The organism is Streptomonospora mangrovi (assembly GCF_027604915.1).
GTDB classification, from domain to species: domain Bacteria; phylum Actinomycetota; class Actinomycetes; order Streptosporangiales; family Streptosporangiaceae; genus Streptomonospora; species Streptomonospora mangrovi.
In genome coordinates, this window is record NZ_JAJAQC010000019.1 from 69,504 (window position 1) to 88,432 (window position 18,929).

General features: G+C 71.4%; 13 protein-coding genes, 1 tRNA gene and 1 pseudogene. 9 read left to right on the plus strand and 6 right to left on the minus strand.

Translation table 11 applies throughout. The features are described from left to right. Positions 1–56: 56 nt before the first annotated feature. From yidC to rpmH, 4 genes are all read right to left on the minus strand, one after another. The gene (yidC, locus tag LG943_RS13380; RefSeq protein ID WP_270072583.1) at positions 57–992 is read right to left on the minus strand and encodes a membrane protein insertase YidC; all 936 of its coding nucleotides are present in this window, start codon (positions 990–992) and stop codon (positions 57–59) included. A 28-nt stretch (positions 993–1,020) separates the two neighbouring features. Then, positions 1,021–1,326, minus strand: coding sequence for a membrane protein insertion efficiency factor YidD (yidD, locus tag LG943_RS13385; RefSeq protein ID WP_270072584.1), 306 nt, complete (start codon positions 1,324–1,326; stop codon positions 1,021–1,023). After that, the gene (gene rnpA, locus LG943_RS13390) at positions 1,323–1,748 is read right to left on the minus strand and encodes a ribonuclease P protein component (protein WP_270072585.1); all 426 of its coding nucleotides are present in this window, start codon (positions 1,746–1,748) and stop codon (positions 1,323–1,325) included. The genes yidD and rnpA overlap by 4 nt, the downstream gene beginning before the upstream one ends. A gap of 99 nt (positions 1,749–1,847) precedes the next feature. Continuing rightward, the gene (gene rpmH, locus LG943_RS13395) at positions 1,848–1,991 is read right to left on the minus strand and encodes a 50S ribosomal protein L34 (protein ID WP_179768393.1); all 144 of its coding nucleotides are present in this window, start codon (positions 1,989–1,991) and stop codon (positions 1,848–1,850) included. A gap of 810 nt (positions 1,992–2,801) precedes the next feature. Between rpmH and dnaA the strand changes: the two genes are divergently transcribed. From dnaA to LG943_RS13440, 9 genes and pseudogenes are all read left to right on the plus strand, one after another. Further along, a complete protein-coding gene (gene dnaA, locus LG943_RS13400) occupies positions 2,802–4,700 on the plus strand; it encodes a chromosomal replication initiator protein DnaA (protein WP_270072586.1) in 1,899 nt (632 codons plus the stop codon). A 644-nt stretch (positions 4,701–5,344) separates the two neighbouring features. Continuing rightward, positions 5,345–6,484, plus strand: a complete 1,140-nt coding sequence (dnaN, locus tag LG943_RS13405; protein WP_270072587.1) for a DNA polymerase III subunit beta — start codon at positions 5,345–5,347, stop codon at positions 6,482–6,484. Between the two features lie 40 nt (positions 6,485–6,524). Then, positions 6,525–7,448, plus strand: a pseudogene (gene gnd / locus LG943_RS13410) (phosphogluconate dehydrogenase (NAD(+)-dependent, decarboxylating)); the annotation flags it as partial. Between the two features lie 177 nt (positions 7,449–7,625). Further along, entirely contained in the window at positions 7,626–8,756 is a 1,131-nt protein-coding gene (recF, locus tag LG943_RS13415; protein ID WP_270072589.1) for a DNA replication/repair protein RecF, read from the plus strand. Next, on the plus strand, positions 8,749–9,246 hold the full coding sequence (locus LG943_RS13420) for a DUF721 domain-containing protein (protein ID WP_270072590.1): 498 nt from the start codon (positions 8,749–8,751) through the stop codon (positions 9,244–9,246). The genes recF and LG943_RS13420 overlap by 8 nt, the downstream gene beginning before the upstream one ends. Positions 9,247–9,635: 389 nt before the next feature. Beyond that, positions 9,636–11,573, plus strand: a complete 1,938-nt coding sequence (gene gyrB, locus LG943_RS13425) for a DNA topoisomerase (ATP-hydrolyzing) subunit B (RefSeq protein ID WP_270072591.1) — start codon at positions 9,636–9,638, stop codon at positions 11,571–11,573. 50 nt (positions 11,574–11,623) lie between these two features. After that, positions 11,624–14,227, plus strand: coding sequence for a DNA gyrase subunit A (gene gyrA, locus LG943_RS13430; RefSeq protein WP_270072592.1), 2,604 nt, complete (start codon positions 11,624–11,626; stop codon positions 14,225–14,227). Between the two features lie 678 nt (positions 14,228–14,905). Next, positions 14,906–15,580: a DUF3566 domain-containing protein gene (locus LG943_RS13435; protein WP_270072627.1), complete on the plus strand. Its 675-nt coding sequence runs from the start codon at positions 14,906–14,908 to the stop codon at positions 15,578–15,580. Between the two features lie 137 nt (positions 15,581–15,717). Continuing rightward, positions 15,718–15,791, plus strand: a tRNA-Ile gene (locus tag LG943_RS13440). A gap of 233 nt (positions 15,792–16,024) precedes the next feature. Here the strand turns inward: LG943_RS13440 and LG943_RS13445 are convergent. Together LG943_RS13445 and LG943_RS13450 are read right to left on the minus strand one after the other, a co-directional pair. Further along, positions 16,025–18,031: a sensor histidine kinase gene (locus tag LG943_RS13445; protein ID WP_333486362.1), complete on the minus strand. Its 2,007-nt coding sequence runs from the start codon at positions 18,029–18,031 to the stop codon at positions 16,025–16,027. Beyond that, positions 18,012–18,725, minus strand: coding sequence for a response regulator transcription factor (locus tag LG943_RS13450; RefSeq protein ID WP_270072594.1), 714 nt, complete (start codon positions 18,723–18,725; stop codon positions 18,012–18,014). Before LG943_RS13450 ends, LG943_RS13445 begins: the two co-directional genes overlap by 20 nt. Positions 18,726–18,929 lie beyond the last annotated feature (204 nt).

Here is an 18,929-nt window from a genome sequence, read left to right on the forward strand (position 1 = left end):
TGCCGGCGGTGCGCCTCCAGGGCTCAAGGCTGCCTGCGCACTCGTCGTTATCGGCCCTACTTGCGCGGGCTTCCGCCGGATCGCTTCGCCCGCGTCTGCTTCTTCGGCTGCTTACGCTCGATCTTAGGCTGTTCAACCGGTTCTGGCGCGCTCTCCTTGCGCTTGCCCAGAAGCCCCTTGGCCGAGCCGTTGGGCGACGCCTGCTTGCTGGCGGGCTCCTCGCCGGGAGCCGGCTGGTTGCGGTAGATGAAGTGCTGCTGACCCATGGTCCACACGTTCGAGGTGACCCAGTAGATCAACACGCCGATGGGCATGCCCAGACCGAACAGGCCGAAGGCCGGCGCCAGGTACATCATGATCCGCTGCGACTGCGCCATCGGGTTGTCGGGCGCCAGGGTCCCGGCGCTGCGCTTCATGCTCTGGCGCATCGTCAGGAAGGTGGTGGTGCCCATGATGATGCAGGCGATGGCGATGACGACGCGGGCCAGCAGCGGGTCGGCGTGGTAGTTGGCGAACTCCTGCTCGCTCATCAGGAACTGCGCGGCGAGCGGCGCGTGGAAGATCGTGGCGTTCTGCGCGCTCTCCACCAACTGCGGGGTGAACCCGTACTGCGCCTGGCCCTGGGCCACGCTGCGCAGCACGCTGAACAGCGCGAAGAAGACCGGCATCTGGAGCAGCAGCGGCAGGCAGCCCATGAGGGGGTTGGTGCCGCTCTCCTGGTAGAGCTTCATCTGCTCCTGCTGGAGGCGCTGCTTGTCGTTCTTGTAGCGCTCCCGCACCTTGAGCAACTGCGGCTGCATCTCTTGGATCTTGCGCTGCGTCTGCATCTGCTTGACGAACAGCGGCACCATGATCAGCCGCATCAGCACGGTCAGGAGCACGATCGACAGACCCCAGGCCCAACCGCTGTCGGGGTCGAGCCCAACGGCAGTCAGCCCCGAGTGGATCTGGATCAGCACCCAGCCGACGGCGTTGTATAGCGGGTCCAGCACCGGCCAACTCCTCTTGACTTCAGTTCAGCTACTGCTCCAGTGGTCCCGGTGCGGTCCCCGGTCCGGGCGTGGAGGCGTCGCGGTCGGCGGCGCCCCGCCGCGGGGGAACGGGATCGAGCCCGCCGGGCGTGAACGGGTGGCACCGGGCGATTCGCCGGACCGCCAGCCACGAACCCCGCAGCGCACCGTGCACCTGTAGCGCCTCAACGGCGTAGGCGCTACAGGAGGGGTAGTAACGGCAGACTGGAGGCAGGGCGGGGCTGATGAACCGCTGGTAGCCGCGGATGGGCAGCACCAGGGCCCGCGCCGCGAGGCTCGGTCTGTCGTCAGTCATGAACCCGCCCGATCTCCGCCGGGCCGCGGCTCGCGCGGTGGGTCGGACCCCTTGCGACGGCGTGTCGCGTTGCGGGGCCGCATCGCCGAGGCGATGGCACCGTCGAGCTGCGCGGCCAGCGAGTCGTGTCCAAGGGACGCGGCCAGGGGTTTGGCCCGCACTACTAGCAGGCTACCGTCCGGCAGCGCGCCCAGCCGCGCCCGCATCAGGTGGCGGAGCCGGCGCTGGACGCGCTTGCGCACCACCGCGTTGCCCACCGCCTTGCTGACGGCGAACCCCACGCGCGGCGGCGCCTGCGGGCCGGGCTCCGCGCCGGGGGCGAGGTAGGCCACGCTCAGCGCCTCGCGCCCGGCACGCCGCCCCGAGCGCAGCACGCGGCCGAACTCGGCGCTGTGACGCATGCGGTTCTGGGGCGACAACATCGGATGGGGTCCTCAACCGGGACGGGCACCGGACACACACAGAGGGCCGACCGCCGCAAGGGCAGCCGGCCCGGAAGGTCGATCGGTCGACCGTGAGCGCTACTGGCTCACGGTCAGCCGCACGCGCCCCTTCTTGCGGCGGGCCGCGACGATCGCGCGGCCGGCGCGGGTCCGCATGCGCAGCCGGAAACCATGGACCTTCGCGCGGCGCCGGTTGTTCGGCTGAAACGTACGCTTGCTCACTGCTGGGCTCCAGGGCGGGTATCGAGGTACTTCAGCGGCCCCGCGGGCTGCGGGACGCGGGTGTCTGCGCCCGATCGACGCCGCTGGGGCGTCCGCGGTGGTCTGAGGGCGCTCCAGCGGCCACGGGGGCCGCTCGCGGGGTGCGCCGCTTCGGGCCGCACGGGACGTGCGGCCGCATGAAGGCACCCTCACACACAGACGGATTGCTGACCAAGCATACCCAACCCGCGGAGCGCACCGGAACCGGGCGCCCGGCGGCCCGCTTCCCACCAGGACCGACGCCTCGGCGGGGCCGGGCGCGGCCGCTCCGCGTTCCCCCTGTGGACAGCGCGCTGACGCGGATTCCACAGGCTGTGCATGCCGCCGGGCCGCCCCTAAGCTGTGGACAACGCGCGCGCGGGCGCGGTGTGCACAGCCTCGCGCCCCGCGCCGCCCGCCCGCAACCTACTGTGCCCTGTGCAAATCTGTGACCTGCGGTTTGTGGATAAGTCGCCAGTCGCTGGGGGTGTCTGCCAGGCTGTGTACGAGAACGTGCACAACATGTGGACGGCGCCCGGACGGCTGTGGAAGCCCGTCGGGCGCCGCGATCGCGGCGCCGCCCCGTCCACACGTCGCTATACACAACCGGTCCACAGAACCACCCTGAGTTACCCACAGCGCGGCCCGGTCGCGAACGGCCCCGCGGCCCCGTCCCGCGTCCGCCCCGCCAACCGGGACAATGGACCGTCCGGCTCCCTTGCCACCGACCGGACGGCGGGGCACCGCACCAGAGGAGACCATTGAGAAGGGGACGAACCATGGCAGGTCACCGTGTCTGAGGCACAGGTCAACCTCGCAATGGTGTGGTCGAGCGTGCTCAGCAGCCTCGACAACAGCACGCTGCCCCCGCAGCAGCGCGCCTGGCTGCCGCAGACCCGTCCCCTTGGCCTCATCGAGGACACCGCCCTGCTCGCCGCCCCCAACGAGTTCGCCAAGGAGGTCCTGGAGACCCGGCTGCGCCCGGCCATCAGCCAGGCCCTCTCCGCCGAGCTGGGCCGCGAGATCCGCGTGGCCGTCACCGTCGACCCCACCGCCGTGCAGCCCCCGCCGGCCGCCGCCTCGGCGCCCGGCGCCTACGGCCCCGGCGCCGCCGATCCCGGTCCCGCGCGCCCGCCCTGGCAGCAGCCGGCCATCATGCCCGAGGACCTGCCGGGGTCGCCCTCAGCCGGCGAATCCGTGCCCGACGGCCAGTTCGGCCACCCCCACCAGGGCCACCCCCACCAGGGCCACCCGCACCAGGGCCGGCCCCCGGGCGGCCCCCGCGCGGGCGAACCCCCGCGCCCCGACTCCCCCGCGCCCGCCGCCGGCGAGGGCGACGACCTCCTGGCACCGCGCCGCGGCTACCCCGGCCCCTCCTCCTACGGCGAGCAGAACTGGCAGCCCCAGTGGGAGGCGCCCAACCGGTGGGAGGCCCCGCAGTGGGACTCCCCCGCCGCCTGGCAGCAGCCCGGCCAGCAGCAGCACCCGGGCCACCCCGGCTCCGGGGGGCCGCCCGCCCAGCAGTGGGAGCAGCAGGCCCCGCGGCCGGCCGACCCGGGCGACCCCGGCGCCGACCCCGCGGGGGGCGTGCCCGCGCCGCCGCTTCCGGCCGCGCCCGACACCGCCGGGGGCAACCAGCCGCACACCTCCGCCGAGCCGGCGCGGCTGAACCCCAAGTACACCTTCGAGACCTTCGTCATCGGGTCGAGCAACCGGTTCGCCCACGCGGCGGCGGTCGCGGTGGCCGAGGCCCCGGCCAAGGCCTACAACCCGCTGTTCATCTACGGCGGCTCGGGGCTGGGCAAGACCCACCTGCTGCACGCCATCGGCCACTACGCCCAGCGCCTCTACGACGGCGCGCGCGTGCGCTACGTCAGCTCCGAGGAGTTCACCAACGAGTTCATCAACTCGATCCGCGACGGCAAGGCCGACGGCTTCCGCCGGCGCTACCGCGACATCGACGTGCTCCTGGTCGACGACATCCAGTTCCTGGAGAACAAGGAGCAGACGCAGGAGGAGTTCTTCCACACCTTCAACACCCTGCACAACTCCAACAAGCAGATCGTGATCTCCAGCGACCGCCCGCCCAAGCAACTGGTCACCCTGGAGGACCGGCTGCGCAACCGGTTCGAGTGGGGCCTGATCACCGACGTCCAGCCGCCGGAGCTGGAGACCCGCATCGCGATCCTGCGCAAGAAGGCCGCGCAGGAGGGCCTGGCCGCGCCGCCCGAGGTGCTGGAGTTCATCGCCAGCAAGATCTCCACCAACATCCGCGAACTGGAGGGCGCGCTCATCCGGGTGACCGCCTTCGCCAGCCTCAACCGGCAGTCGGTCGACCTCCACCTGACGGGGATCGTCCTCAAGGACCTGATCCCCGACGACGAGGGCCCCGAGATCACGGCCTCGGCAATCATGGCCCAGACCGCGTCCTACTTCGGGCTGAGCACCGAGGACCTGTGCGGAACCTCGCGCTCGCGGGTGCTGGTGACGGCCCGGCAGATCGCGATGTACCTGTGCCGGGAGCTGACCGACCTCTCGCTGCCCAAGATCGGCCAGCAGTTCGGCCGCGACCACACCACCGTCATGCACGCCGACCGCAAGATCCGCTCGCTGATGGCCGAGCGCCGGTCCATCTACAACCAGGTGACCGAGTTGACCAACCGGATCAAGCAGCAGTCGCGCAACGGCTGACCCCCGAGGACTTTCCACGGCCGCTTTCGGCCGGTTTCTCCCCCCGGTTTTCCGCCGACGGCACCGGGTTGTCCCCAGGAACCCCGCTTTTCTGTGGACAACCCGGGGATAACCCTGCGGATAACCGCCCCTTACCGGTGGACAACCTGGGGACGGCCTGGGGATGACCTGTGGGTAGGGCTGGGGACCCCCGACCCCCGGTGTCCCCGGGCCTGTGCGCGACCGGTGGATAACCTGTGGAGTACCGGTGGACAACCCGTGGACAACCTGTGGGCGGCCGTTCTCCGTCCACAGCGCGGCCGGTTTTCCCCAGCCTCCGCCCACAGGGCCGGTGGACAAAAATTCCCGGTCTCACCTGCGCAAACAAGGGTTGTCCACACTTTCCACAGCCCCTATTACTACGACGCCTCTTTTTACCGATCAGTGGCTTGGTAAATCGGCTTGGGCCCGGATCTGTGGACGGCGCTCCCCGCTCGCTCCGCCGCCCCGCCGAGGGCACCGGCGATCGGGTGTGGTGGGCAGCGGGCGGCCGCGAATCCGGGTACGGTGTGAACCCGTCCCCGTGACGCGTCCGGTGCCACCGCCGCGACACCGCCCCCATCACTCACAGGGGCCACTTGGTTTCGAGGAAAGTGAGTCGGATTGTGAAGTTCCGGGTCGAACGTGACGTACTGGCCGACGCCGTCGCCTGGACCGCCCGCAGCCTGCCGGTCCGCCCGTCGGTGCCCGTCCTGGCGGGCATGCTGCTGGACGCCACCGAGGACGACGGCGGCCGCCGCCTCAAGCTCTCCAGCTTCGACTACGAGGTCTCGGCGCAGGTCTCGGTCGAGATCGACGTCGAGGAGCCCGGCACCACGCTCGTCTCGGGGCGGCTGCTCGCCGAGATCACCCGCAACCTTCCTCCACAGACTGTGGAGATCAGCACCGACGGCGCCAAGGTCACCGTGGCCTGCGGCAGCGCGAAGTTCACCCTCCTCACCCTGCCGGTGGAGGACTACCCCACCCTGCCCGCCATGCCGCAGATGACCGGTTCCATCGGCAGCGACGCGTTCGCCGCCGCCGTGAGCCAGGTCGCCGTGGCCGCCGGGCGCGACGACACCCTGCCGATGCTCACCGGCGTGCGGGTCGAGATCGAGGGCGACACCGTCACCCTGGCCTCCACCGACCGCTACCGCCTGGCGGTGCGCGAACTCGCCTGGAAGCCCGAGAACCCCGACGTCTCCGCCGTGGCCCTGGTGCCCGCCAAGACCCTCGCCGACACCGCCAAGTCGCTCACCGGCGGCGCCGAGGTCTCCATCGCGCTGTCGGCCGCCGACTCCGGCGAGGGCATGATCGGCTTCGAGGGCGGCGGCCGCCGCACCACCACCCGGTTGCTCGACGGCGAGTTCCCCAAGTACCGCGCCCTGCTGCCCGACACCTTCAACTCCGTGGCCGAGGTCCAGCGCGCGGAGTTCATCGAGGCCGTCAAGCGCGTGTCGCTGGTGGCCGAGCGCAACACCCCGCTGCGGCTGGCCTTCGGCGACGGCCGCCTGGTGCTGGAGGCCGGGACCGGCGACGAGGCGCAGGCGGTCGAGGTCCTCGACTCCTCCCTGGAGGGCGAGGACATCCAGATCGCCTTCAACTCCGCCTTCCTCCTCGACGGCCTCACGGCGATCGACTCCGACATCGCCCGGCTCCAGTTCACGACCTCGACCAAGCCGGCCATCATCACCGGCAAGCCCGCCGACGACGGTGCGACCGCCGATTACCGATACTTGATCATGCCGGTCCGGCTGTCGGGCTGACCGCCGCGTCGGTACCGGTCGATCCACATATCCACAGGTCGCATTGGGGGAGACGAGCATGCAACTAGGTATGGTCGGCCTGGGCAGAATGGGCGGCAACATGGCCGCCCGCCTGCGTGACAAGGGCCACGACGTGGTCGGGTTCGACTTCGACCCCGACGTCCGCGACGTCGCCAGCCTTGGCGAACTCGCCGAGCGGCTGACCGCCCCGCGCGTCGTCTGGCTGATGGTCCCCGCGGGCGAACCCACCCAGAAGACCATCACCGAGCTGGCCGAGGTGCTCGAACCGGGCGACCTCATCATCGAGGGCGGCAACTCCCACTACGTCGACGACCGCCGCCGCGCCGACGAGCTGAAGGAGCGGGGCATCCGCTACCTCGACGCCGGCGTCAGCGGCGGCGTCTGGGGCCGCGAGAACGGCTACGGCATCATGGTCGGCGGCGCCGCCGAGGACGTCGAGCGCGCCGAGCCGGTCTTCCGCGCGCTCACCCCCGACGAGGGCGGCGGCTACGTGCACGCCGGCGGCGTCGGTGCGGGCCACTTCGTCAAGATGGTCCACAACGGCATCGAGTACGGCATGATGCAGGCGTTCGCCGAGGGCTACGAGCTGATGGCCGCCTCCGACATCGTCGACGACGTGCCCGGCACCTTCGACAGTTGGCGCGAGGGCACCGTGGTCCGCTCCTGGCTGCTGGACCTGCTTGTGCGGGCGCTGCGCGAAGACCCCGACCTCGGGTCCATCCGCGGCTACGCCCAGGACTCCGGCGAGGGCCGGTGGACCGTCCAGGCGGCCGTGGACCACGCGGTCCCGGCGCCGGTCATCACAGCCGCGCTATTCGCCCGCTTCGCCTCGCGCCAGGAGGACAGCCCGGCCATGAAGGTCGTGGCGGCGCTGCGCAACCAGTTCGGCGGCCACGCGGTGACCCGGGCCGCCGACGACCCCGGGCAGACGCCCCGGAGCTGAGGCACAGGGGTTTCCGCGCCGCCCGGAGGCGGGCCGGGTCCGCAGCGGCGGTCCGCCGGTCCCGGCGCACCCGCTCCGGCGGCGCGGACCCGTTCTCGGCGGGGGTTTCACGTGAAACCCCCGCCCGGCGCGGTCTCCGCGCGCACATCCGGGCAGACGAGGAGCGGGAGAGGTCGGATGTACGTTTCACACCTGCAACTGACCGACTACCGGTCCTACGCCGAGGTGCACATCGAGCTGGAGCCGGGGATCAGCACGTTCGTCGGCCCCAACGGCCAGGGCAAGACCAACCTGGTCGAGGCGATCGGCTACGTCGCCGCGCAGAGCAGCCACCGCGTCGCAACCGACTCCCCCCTCGTCCGCAAGGGCGCCCAGCGCGCCATCGTGCGCGCCGCGATCGTCAAGGACGGCCGCCAGGCCGTGGTCGACCTGGAGATCAACCCGGGCAAGGCCAACCGCGCGCGGCTGAACCGGGCGCCGGTCCCCCGCCCGCGCGAGGTGGTCGGCCTGCTGCGCACCGTCCTGTTCGCCCCCGAGGACCTCGCCCTGGTCAAGGGCGACCCCGGTGAGCGCCGCCGGTTCCTGGACGAACTCCTCGTGGCCCGCGCCCCCCGCATGGCCGGGGTGCGCGCCGACTACGAGCGGGTGCTCAAGCAGCGCAACGCCCTGCTGAAGTCGGCCTCCGCGCAGTTCTTCAAGCGCGCCGAACCCGACCTGTCCACCCTTGAGGTGTGGAACGAGCACCTGGCGGTGGCCGGCGCCGAGCTGCTGGCCGCGCGCCTGGCCCTGGTGGGCGAACTCCAGCCGCTGGTCGCCAAGTCCTACGGCGAGCTGACCAGCTCGGGCGGCCCGCCGGTGCTCCAGTACCGCTCCTCGGCGCTGGCCGAGTCCGAGCACCCGCCGCTGGACCGTGCACAGCTTGTGGACATCCTGCGCGGGGCGCTGGCCGAGGTGCATGTGCAGGAGTTGCAGCGCGGCGTCAGCCTGGTCGGCCCCCACCGCGACGACCTCCACCTGCGGCTGGACGAACTCCCCGCCAAGGGCTACGCCAGCCAGGGCGAGTCGTGGTCCTACGCGCTGGCCCTGCGCCTGGCCGGGTTCGAGCTGCTGCGCGCCGACGGCGACGACCCCGTGCTGCTGCTCGACGACGTCTTCGCCGAACTCGACAGCGAGCGCCGCCGCCGGCTGGCCGAGCACGTCCGCCACGCCGAGCAGGTCCTGGTCAGCGCCGCCGTCGACGCCGACATCCCGCCCGAACTCCAGGGAGCGCGCTTTAGCGTGCGCGAAGGAGGTGTGGAGCGTGCCTGAGGACTCCCCCGCCGCGCCCGCCGCCCCCGGCGGCGAACCCCCCGCGCTCGGCGGCGCCGACCTCGCCCGCCAGGCGCTCGCCCAGGCCAAGGCGGCCGCCAAGGAGCGGGGCGCGGCCCCCGACCGCCGCCCCCGCCGCACCCGGCGCGGCCCGGTCCGCTCGCGCAACGAGCCCCAGCTCTTCGGCGACGCGGTGCGCGCCTGGCTGGTGGAGCACGGCTGGCAGGAGCAGGTGGCCGTGGGCGGCGTGTTCGGCCGCTGGGCCGAGATCGTCGGCGACTTCAACGCCCAGCACCTGCGGCCGGTCACCTACGAGGCCGGCGAGCTGGTCATCGCCGCCGACTCCCCCACCATGGCCGCGCACGCCCGCGCCATGGCGCGCGACCTGCTGCGCCGGCTCAACGAGGAGCTGGGCCACGGCACCGTGCACTCCCTGAAGGTGCAGGCGCCCGGGCGCGGGCGCGGCCCCGGACCGCGGCGCGTCACCTGACGCCCCGGTGACCTCGCGATTACCGTGAGGTGGCTGCCGCCTCATAAGCGGCCGACCCTGCGCGGCGCTGAACGGCGCGGGGAATTGTTCGCGGGGGTGGGTGCGTGTGGGGAGTCCAATCCCGGTCTGTTCACGCGTCCTCGGGCGGCACAGCGCCGCGAATGCCACTTTCCGGCCCTGCGGGGGGTATCATGGAACCGGTTCTTCGGACGCTTCCGCCGGTATAGCCCGCCCCAAGAGAGGGCGGCGGGAACCGGGGCGGTTCGCGGTGTCCAGCGGGTGCTGTACCGGCGGTACATCCTCGCGCTGCACCCGGTACGGCCCGGCGGCCTTCCCCATGCCTCGGGGGCACCGGATGGCGGGCGTCCCCAGCAGGAGGGTGTTTCCACTTGGCCTACGACGCTTCAGCGATCACGATTCTCGAAGGGCTCGAGGCGGTTCGCAAACGCCCCGGCATGTACATCGGATCGACCGGTGAGCGCGGTCTGCACCACCTCGTCCAAGAGGTTGTGGACAACTCCGTCGACGAGGCGCTGGCGGGCTACGCCACCGCCATCGAGGTCACCCTGCAAGCCGACGGCGGCGTGCGCGTGGCCGACAACGGACGCGGCATGCCCGTCGACATGCACCCCGTCGAGAAGCGCCCGGCGGTGGAGGTCATCCACACCGTGCTGCACGCCGGCGGCAAGTTCGACGGCAAGTCCTACGCCGTCTCGGGCGGTCTGCACGGTGTGGGCGTCACCGTGGTCAACGCACTCTCCACCCGCCTCGACGTCGAGATCCGCCGCGACGGCAGCGTGTGGCGGCAGAGCTACCGCATGGCGCGCCCCACCGCACCGCTCTCGCGCGACGAGGACACCGACGAGACCGGCACCCAGACCACCTTCTGGGCCGACGGCTCGATCTTCGAGACCACCACCTACAGCTTCGAGACGCTGGCCCGGCGCCTCCAGGAGATGGCCTTCCTCAACAAGGGGCTGTCGATCACCCTGCGCGACGAGCGCCCGGAGTTCATCGACGACGCCCCGGTGGTGCGCACCTACCACTACGCCGACGGCATCTCCGACTTCGTCCGCCACATCAACACGACGAAGGAACCCGCCCACGCCTCGATCATCTCCTTCGAGGAGGAGGGCGACGGCATCTCGGCCGAGATCGCCATGCAGTGGAACCAGTCCTACACCTCCTCGGTGCACACCTTCGCCAACACCATCAACACGGCCGAGGGCGGCACCCACGAGGAGGGCTTCCGCACCGCGCTGACGTCGATCGTCAACCGCTACGCGCGCGAGCAGCGGCTGCTGCGGGAGAAGGACGACAACCTCACCGGCGACGACATCCGCGAGGGCCTGACCGCGATCATCTCGGTCAAGCTGGCCGACCCCCAGTTCGAGGGGCAGACCAAGACCAAGCTGGGCAACACCGAGGCCAAGTCGTTCGTGCAGCGGGTGACCAACGAGCACCTGCGCGACTGGTTCGAGCGCAACCCCGGCGAGGCCAAGGACATCGTCACCAAGGCCAGCCAGGCGGCGCGCGCCCGCATCGCCGCGCGCCAGGCGCGCGACCTCACCCGGCGCAAGACCCTGCTGGAGTCGACCTCTCTGCCCGGCAAGCTGTCGGACTGCCAGTCCACCGAGCCGGAGAAGTGCGAGATCTACATCGTGGAGGGCGACTCCGCCGGCGGTTCCGCCAAGGGCGGGCGCGACCCCCACTACCAGGCGATCCTGCCCATCCGCGGCAAGATCCTCAACGTCGAGAAGTCGCGCATCGACCGGATCCTGAAGAACAACGAGGTCCAGTCGATCATCACCGCGCTGGGCACCGGCATCCACGACGACTTCGACGCCGAAAAGCTGCGGTACCACAAGATCATCCTGATGGCCGACGCCGACGTCGACGGCCAGCACATCCGCACCCTCCTGCTCACCCTGCTGTTCCGGTTCATGAAGCCGCTCATCGAGGCCGGCCATGTCTACCTGGCGCAGCCGCCGCTCTACAAGATCAAGTGGGACCAGCGCGGCTCCGACGCCGACTACGCCTACTCCGACCGCGAGCGCGACGAGCTGATCAGCGCGGGAATCGCCGCGGGCCGGCGCGACCCCCGGCCGCGCGACCTGGTGCAGCGGTTCAAGGGCCTGGGCGAGATGAACGCGGCCGAGCTGTGGGACACCACCATGGACCCCGACAACCGCGTGCTGCTCCAGGTGAACCTCGACGACGCCGCCCAGGCCGACGAGATGTTCAGCGTGCTCATGGGTGAGGACGTCGAGTCCCGGCGCTCCTTCATCCAGCGCAACGCCAGGGACGTCCGCTTCCTCGACATCTGACGCCCCGACATCCCGCGGCAGCGAACTAGCAGAAAAGGATCTCTCATCCCGTGACGGATGCGAACACACCGCAAGCCCCTGACGACGAAGCGGGCGGCGGCCAGCGGGTCGAACCCGTCGACATCCAGGTCGAGATGCAGCGCAGCTACCTCGACTACGCGATGTCGGTCATCGTCGGCCGCGCCCTGCCCGACGTGCGCGACGGCCTCAAGCCGGTGCACCAGCGGGTGCTCTACGCCATGTACGACGGCGGGTACCGCCCCGACCGCGGCTACTTCAAGTGCGCCCGCGTCGTCGGCGACGTCATGGGCAACTACCACCCGCACGGCGACAGCCCCATCTACGACACCCTGGTGCGGCTGGCGCAGACCTGGTCGATGCGGATGCCGCTGGTCGACGGCAACGGCAACTTCGGCTCCCCCGGCAACGACCCCGCCGCGGCCATGCGCTACACCGAGTGCAAACTCGCGCCGCTGGCCATGGAGATGCTGCGGGACATCGACAAGGAGACCGTCGACTTCCGGCCCAACTACGACGGCCGCTCCCAGGAGCCCGTCGTGCTGCCGGCGCGGTTCCCCAACCTCCTGGTCAACGGCTCCTCGGGCATCGCGGTGGGCATGGCCACCAACATCCCGCCGCACAACCTGCGCGAGGTCGCCGACGGCGTCAACTGGTACCTCACCCACCCCGACGCCACCGACGACGTCCTGCTGGACGAGCTGATCGCGCGGATCAAGGGCCCCGACTTCCCCACCAACGGCCTGATCGTGGGCCGCCGCGGGATCGAGGACGCCTACCGCACCGGGCGCGGCTCGATCACCATGCGCGCGGTGGTGGAGGTCGAGGAGGACGCCCGCGGCCGCCAGGCCCTGGTCGTCAGCGAGCTGCCCTACCAGGTCAACCCCGACAACCTCGCGCTGAAGATCGCCGACCTGGTCAAGGACGGCAAGATCTCCGGGATCGCCGACGTCCGGGACGAGAGCAGCGGCCGCACCGGCCGGCGCCTGGTCATCGTGCTCAAGCGCGACGCGGTCGCCAAGGTCGTGCTGAACAACCTCTACAAGCACACCCAGCTCCAGGAGACCTTCGGCGCGAACATGCTGGCCCTGGTCGACGGCGTGCCGCGCACGCTGCGGCTGGACCAGCTCATCCGGCACTGGGTGGCCCACCAGATCGAGGTCATCGTCCGGCGCACCCGCTACCTGCTGCGCAAGGCCGAGGAGCGGGCGCACATCCTGCGGGCGCTGCTGCGCGCCATCGACCGGATCGACGAGGTGATCGCGCTCATCCGCGGCAGCGCGTCGGCCGACGAGGCCAAGTCCGGCCTGATGGAGCTGCTGGAGATCGACGACATCCAGGCGCGGGCGATCCTGGACATGCAGTTGCGCAAGCTCGCGGCGCTGGAGCGCCAGCAGCTCACCGCCGAGTACGACGAGCTGATGGAGCAGATCGCCGACTACAACGACATCCTGGCCTCGCCCGAGCGCCAGCGGTCGATCGTCCGCGACGAGCTGACCGAGATCGTCGAGAAGTACGGCGACGACCGCCGCACGCACATCATCCCGTTCGAGGGTGACATGCGTATGGAGGACTTCATCGCCGAGGAGGACGTGGTCGTCACCATCAGCCGCGGCGGCTACGCCAAGCGCACGCGGCTGGACGGCTACCGGGCGCAGAAGCGCGGCGGCAAGGGGGTGCGGGGCGCGCACCTCAAGCAGGACGACATCATCCAGCACTTCTTCGTCACCACCACGCACAACTGGATCCTGTTCTTCACCAACAAGGGCCGGGTTTACCGCACCAAGGCTTACGACCTGCCCGAGGCGGCGCGCGACGCGCGCGGCCAGCACGTGGCCAACCTGCTGGAGTTCCAGCCCGACGAGGAGATCGCGCAGGTCATGGCGCTGCGCGGGTACGACGACGCGCCGTACCTGGTGCTGGCCACCCGGCAGGGGCTGGTGAAGAAGTCGCGGCTGGAGGACTTCGACTCCGCGCGGTCGGCCGGGATCATCGCCATCAACCTGCGCGACGACGACGAGCTGATCGCGGCGCGGCTGGTGTTCCCCACCGACGACCTGCTGCTGATCAGCAGCGACGCCCAGGCGATCCGGTTCCCGGCGTCCGACGAGTCGCTGCGGCCGATGGGCCGCGCCACCAGCGGCGTCATCGGCATGCGGTTCCTTGAGGGCGACTACCTGCTGAGCATGGACGTCATCCGGGACTCCGACGGCGCCGCCGACGTCCTGGTCGCCACCGAGGGCGGCTACGCCAAGCGCACCCCGGCCGACCAGTACCCGGTGCAGAACCGGGGCGGCAAGGGCGTGCTGACCGCCAAGGTGGTCGAGGCGCGCGGCAAGCTCGTGGGCGCGCTGATGGTGTCGCCGGAGGAGGACGAGGTCTTCGCGATCACCTCCTCGGGCGGGGTCATCCGGACCCGCTGCGCCGAGATCAAGCAGTCGGGGCGGGCGACCATGGGCGTGCGGCTGATGAACCTGGCCAAGGGCACCCACGTCGTCGCCATCGCGCGCAACGCCGAGGCCGAGGACGAGGAGGAGATGACCGAGGGCACTCCGGGCCTCCAGGAGCAGTCGGCCACGGCCGGCGTCGCAGAGCCGGGCGAGGAGCCGGGCGAGGAGACGTCGACCGAGGAGTAGCGCACCGCGCGCGACACGGCGAAGCGGCGGCCGTCCCGGGGCTCAGCGGGCCTGTGGGGCGGCCGCCGCCCGTTTCCCGCCCGGGGCCGGGCGGGGGCGGCGGGCGGGCGGCAGCGGGCGCGTGAGGGCGCGCCCGAGGGCCGTGCGGACCGCCGCCGGGCGTGCGGCCCCGGGCTTCGGGTGCGGGGCGGTGGCGGGTAGGGGCGGGCGGGGGCCGGCCCGCAGCCGAACCGGTCGAATCGGACGCCCTCAGCGTGCTGTTTCGGACGATCCCCGACATGGGCACTAGAGTGTGCTCCCGTGGCACGACGCCCGCGATCGCGGAGCGCCCCCGCGCAGCCATCCCCCCTGATCCGGTTCCACCCGTCACATGGAAAGTCCAGCGGTAACGTGGCTAAGTCTGAGAACACGCAACGCAATTCCGCCGCCGCTCCCGAGGAGACCGAGGCGGAAGGCACCGTGAGCACGGAAGAAGCGGAACAGGCCGACACCCCGGTTTCGGCCGGGTCCGAGACGCCGGATTCGCCCGTGAAGAAGCCGGAGGGCACGGCCTCGGGCAAGGCAGCGGGCAAGGGCAGCGCGAAGACGTCCGGAAAGGCATCCGGAAAGGCATCCGCAGCCGCGTCCTCGTCGACCTCTTCGCCGTCGTCCTCCTCATCCACCGCTCCCTCATCGGGTGTGTCGAAGGCCGCCTCGGGTGGAACAACCACTACGACGTCCGGCCAGACCGGCGACACCGCCGCGGCCGGCGCCAAGGCGGGCGCCTCCGGCGGCACGTCGGCCGCGTCCGGGACCGGGGACACCTCCGCGGGCAGCACAGCGGGCAGTACCGCGGGCACCGCCTCGGGCACGGCCTCCAGCGAGTCTTCCGGTTCCCGATCGGCGAAGGAGGCCCCCGCGATGGCGAAGGCCGAGCAAAGGGGAGTGTCCATGATGGCGCCGAGCACGCCCGAGCCCTCGGTGAAGGCCACCAAGTCCAGCCGCAAGGCCCACCTCACGGTGAGCCGGGTGGAGCCGTGGTCGGTGATGCGCTTCAGCTTCGTCATCTCGCTGGTGTGCTTCATCATCCTCTTCGTCGCGGTCACCGTCCTCTACGTGATCCTGTCGGGCCTGGGGGTCTTCGACGCGGTCACCGACCTCATCTCGTCCCTGACCGACGGCGGCGAGGGCGACGAGTTGAACCTCAACCCCGACCAGTGGTTCTCGCCCGCCCGCGTACTGGGCTACACCGGCCTCCTGGGCGCGCTGAACATCATCCTGATCACGTCCCTGTCCACGATCGGCGCGATGCTCTACAACCTCGCGGCCGACCTGGTGGGCGGCATCGACGTCACCCTGTCCGAGACCGAGTAACCACCGTCCCGAGCAGCCCCCGTCCTCGGCTAGACTCAAGGCACAGGCCCGGCGCGGAACCCCCGCGCCAGCCCCCTTCCCGCAGGTAACCGGTTCGCCCCGGTCCCCCACTTGCGGTAGAGTTCCAGCCGGAACACGGGCGTATAGCTCAGTCGGTTAGAGCGCATCCCTGATAAGGATGAGGCCCCAGGTTCAAGTCCTGGTACGCCCACCCGAACAAGCTGCGAAAAGGCCCCTAGCGGGATCTGCTAGGGGCCTTTTCGCAGCAGTGGTGACAGCAACTCGGGCAGCCGCCGCCCGGTCGTGGCGGACCCCAGCGGACGCCGATCCCAGGTCAGCGGCATCCGACGTCACCCCTGACCGAACTGACAAAACACCCACACTGAAAAGCGCGGGTAAGAAGGTCCCCGCCGAACCCGGCGGGGACCTTCTCCATATCTCCCATCAACGGTCTCGGTCTAGGAGGTCGCCGCGACGGGGGCCGGTGAGGGGGAGGCGGAGGGTGAAGGTCGAGCCCTTCCCGGGGGTGCTGGTGACCGTGGCGCGGCCGCCGTGCAGTTCGGTGAGGTTGCGGACGATGGCGAGCCCCAGGCCGCTGCCGCCCGTCTTGCGGTTGCGGGACTTCTCCGCCCGCCAGAACCGGCTGAACACGTGCGGCAGGTCGTCCGCCGCGATGCCCACCCCGGTGTCCGCCACCTCGATGACCGCCTCGTCGCCCTCGCCCCGCGCCCGCACGGTGATCTCCCCCGGCGCCGGGGTGTGCCGCAGCGCGTTGCCGAGCAGGTTCCCCACCGCCTGGAGCACGCGGGTGCGGTCGGCGTAGAGCACGACCCCCTCCTCGGCGTCGATGGTGAGGCGCAGCCCCGCTGATTCGGCCGCCAGCCGGTGGCTGGCCGCCGCCTGCGCCACCAGGTCGGCCGCCTCGACCCGCTCCGGCGACAGCCGCAGCTTGCCCGCGTCGGCCAGCGCCAGGTCCCGCAGGTCGTCGATGATGCGCTGGAGCAACCGCGTCTCCTCGACCAGCATCGCCATGAGCTGCGGGTCGAGTTCGGTCAACCCGTCCTGCGCCGCCTCCAGCCACCCGCGCAGGTTGCTCAGCGGAGAGCGCAGTTCGTGCGACACGTCGCTGACCATGGCCTTGCGCTGCTCCTCCAGCCGCTGTAGGTGCTCCGACATCTCGTTGAACGCGGCGCCGAGCCGCCCGATCTCGCCCGCGTCGCGCACCGCGACCCGCGCCGACGCGTCCCCGACGCGCATCCGCTGCACCGCGTCGGTGAGGGCGTGCACGGGCCGGATGAGCCGCATCGACACCGCCACGCTCACCACCACGGTCAGCACCAGGACCAGCAGCACCACCCCCGACACCCGCAGCAGGCCCTCGCGGGACAGCGCCATGTCCTGGGCGGGGCTGGCGGCGGGGTCGTCGATGAACAGCAGGGCCGCCGGGGCGACGTAGGGGTCGAGCTGGTCGCGGCGGGCGGTGTCGACGCAGGCCGCCGTCCGGGCGTCGAGGGAGGCGGTCAGCGGCGAATCGGCCGGGTCCTCGTCCACCACGCCTGATGCCGACCCGCCGTCGGACGGGCGGAGGGGCGTCGCTTCGGGCAGGCCCGCCGCGACCTCGGCCCCCGGTTCGTCCGACGGCTGCGCCCCCGGCGGTTCGGCGGGCGGGCCGGTTGCGACGGTGCCCGTTCCCGTGAGGCCGTCGATGGTGTACTCGGCCTGGAGGCCGTACGGCTCCAGGCAGTGGCCTATGCGCCCGTTGAGGTCGTCCAGCGCCTCCTGCTCGCTCGCGGTGGGGGCCAGCAGGTCGCCGTTGCAGTCCGCGAAGGCGTACTCGTCGGGTTCGGTGCCGTCCCACTCGAAGGCCGGGCGGCCGCTGGGGGTGTCGACCACCGCTACCTCGCCGCCGTGCGTGGCCGTGAGGCAGGCGGCGATCTCCTTGGCGAACATGACCAGCCGCTCGCCGTCCTCGGTGCCGAGGGCGAACGGGCCGACCGCGCGGGCGTCGATGCGGTCGGTGTCGTCGGGGGCGAAGGTGACGTCCACGGCCAGCGGGTCGACCACCGAGGCGGTGTGCGCGGGCAGCGGGGTCCCGGGCTCGGCGGAGTCGGCGAGGAGCTGCCGGTTCTCCGTGGTCAGCGCGATACGGCGCCCGGTCTCGTCGGCCAGGTCCTCGACCGCGTCCTGCACGCCGTCCCACTCGGGGTGGGCGGCCGCGTAGCCGACCAGGGTGTTGTGGATGCGTGTGTCGACGGCCAGGGTCTCGCCCTGCTGGGAGCTGATCGACTCGGACGTGCCCTGCACCGCCAGCCACGCCGTGGCGAGGACCGAGCAGACCGCGACCAGGACGGAGTTGGCCAGCACGCGGGCGAGCAGGCTGTGCCGCAGGGCGCCCCGAAGCGGGGGGCGCGCGACCCCGCGGTGCCCGACGCTACGCCGGGCGCGCGCCATCGGCGGACCCGTCGATCTTGTAGCCGACCCCGTAGACCGTGTGCAGCAGGGTCGGGCGGCGCGGCTGCGCCTCCAGCTTCTTGCGCAGGTTCTTCACATGCACGTCGATGGTGCGCTCGGTGATGAACCGGTCGATGCCGTGGATGCGCTCCAGCAGTTGCGCCCGGGTGAACACGCGGCCGGGTCGTTCGGCGAGCACCTCCAGCAGTTGGAACTCGACGGGCGTGCAGGCCACGGGCATCCCGCGCAGGTGCACGGTGTGCCGGTCCGGGTCGACGGCCAGGGGGCCGGCGCGCAGTGTCCGGTCCTCGGGCTCCGGGGCGGCGGCGCGGCGGGACCGCCGCAGCAGGGTGCGGACGCGCGCCATCAGCTCGCGGGGGCTGAACGGCTTGGTCATGTAGTCGTCGGCGCCCAGGTCCAGGCCCGTCAGCAGGTCGTCCTCGGTGGAGCGCGCCGTGAGCATGAGCAGGGCGACGTCGGACTCCGCGTGCAGCACGCGGCACGCCTCCAGCCCGGTCATCACCGGCATCATCACGTCCAGCACGACCAGGTCGGGGCCGCTGCGCCGGTGCGCCTCGACGGCGGCCCGCCCGTCGTGGACGACGGACACGACGTGCCCCTCGCGCTCCAGGCAGCGCCGGATGAGTTCGGCCTGGTTCACGTCGTCCTCGGCGACAAGCACGTGCGCGCACACGCGGGGGTCCCTCCGTCGGTCAGCGGTGGTCCGGGAGGCCGGGGGAGGGGCCGGGACCGGGGGCGGACTGATCGTACGCGCCCGGACGGCGCGGACACCGGACTCACACGACGGCCACACGGGACCTTCACAATCCTCGGACAGTCTTCGTGTCGTCCGGCGGATCACCGCCGGGCGCCTCTTCCCGCAGACGCGGACGGCCCC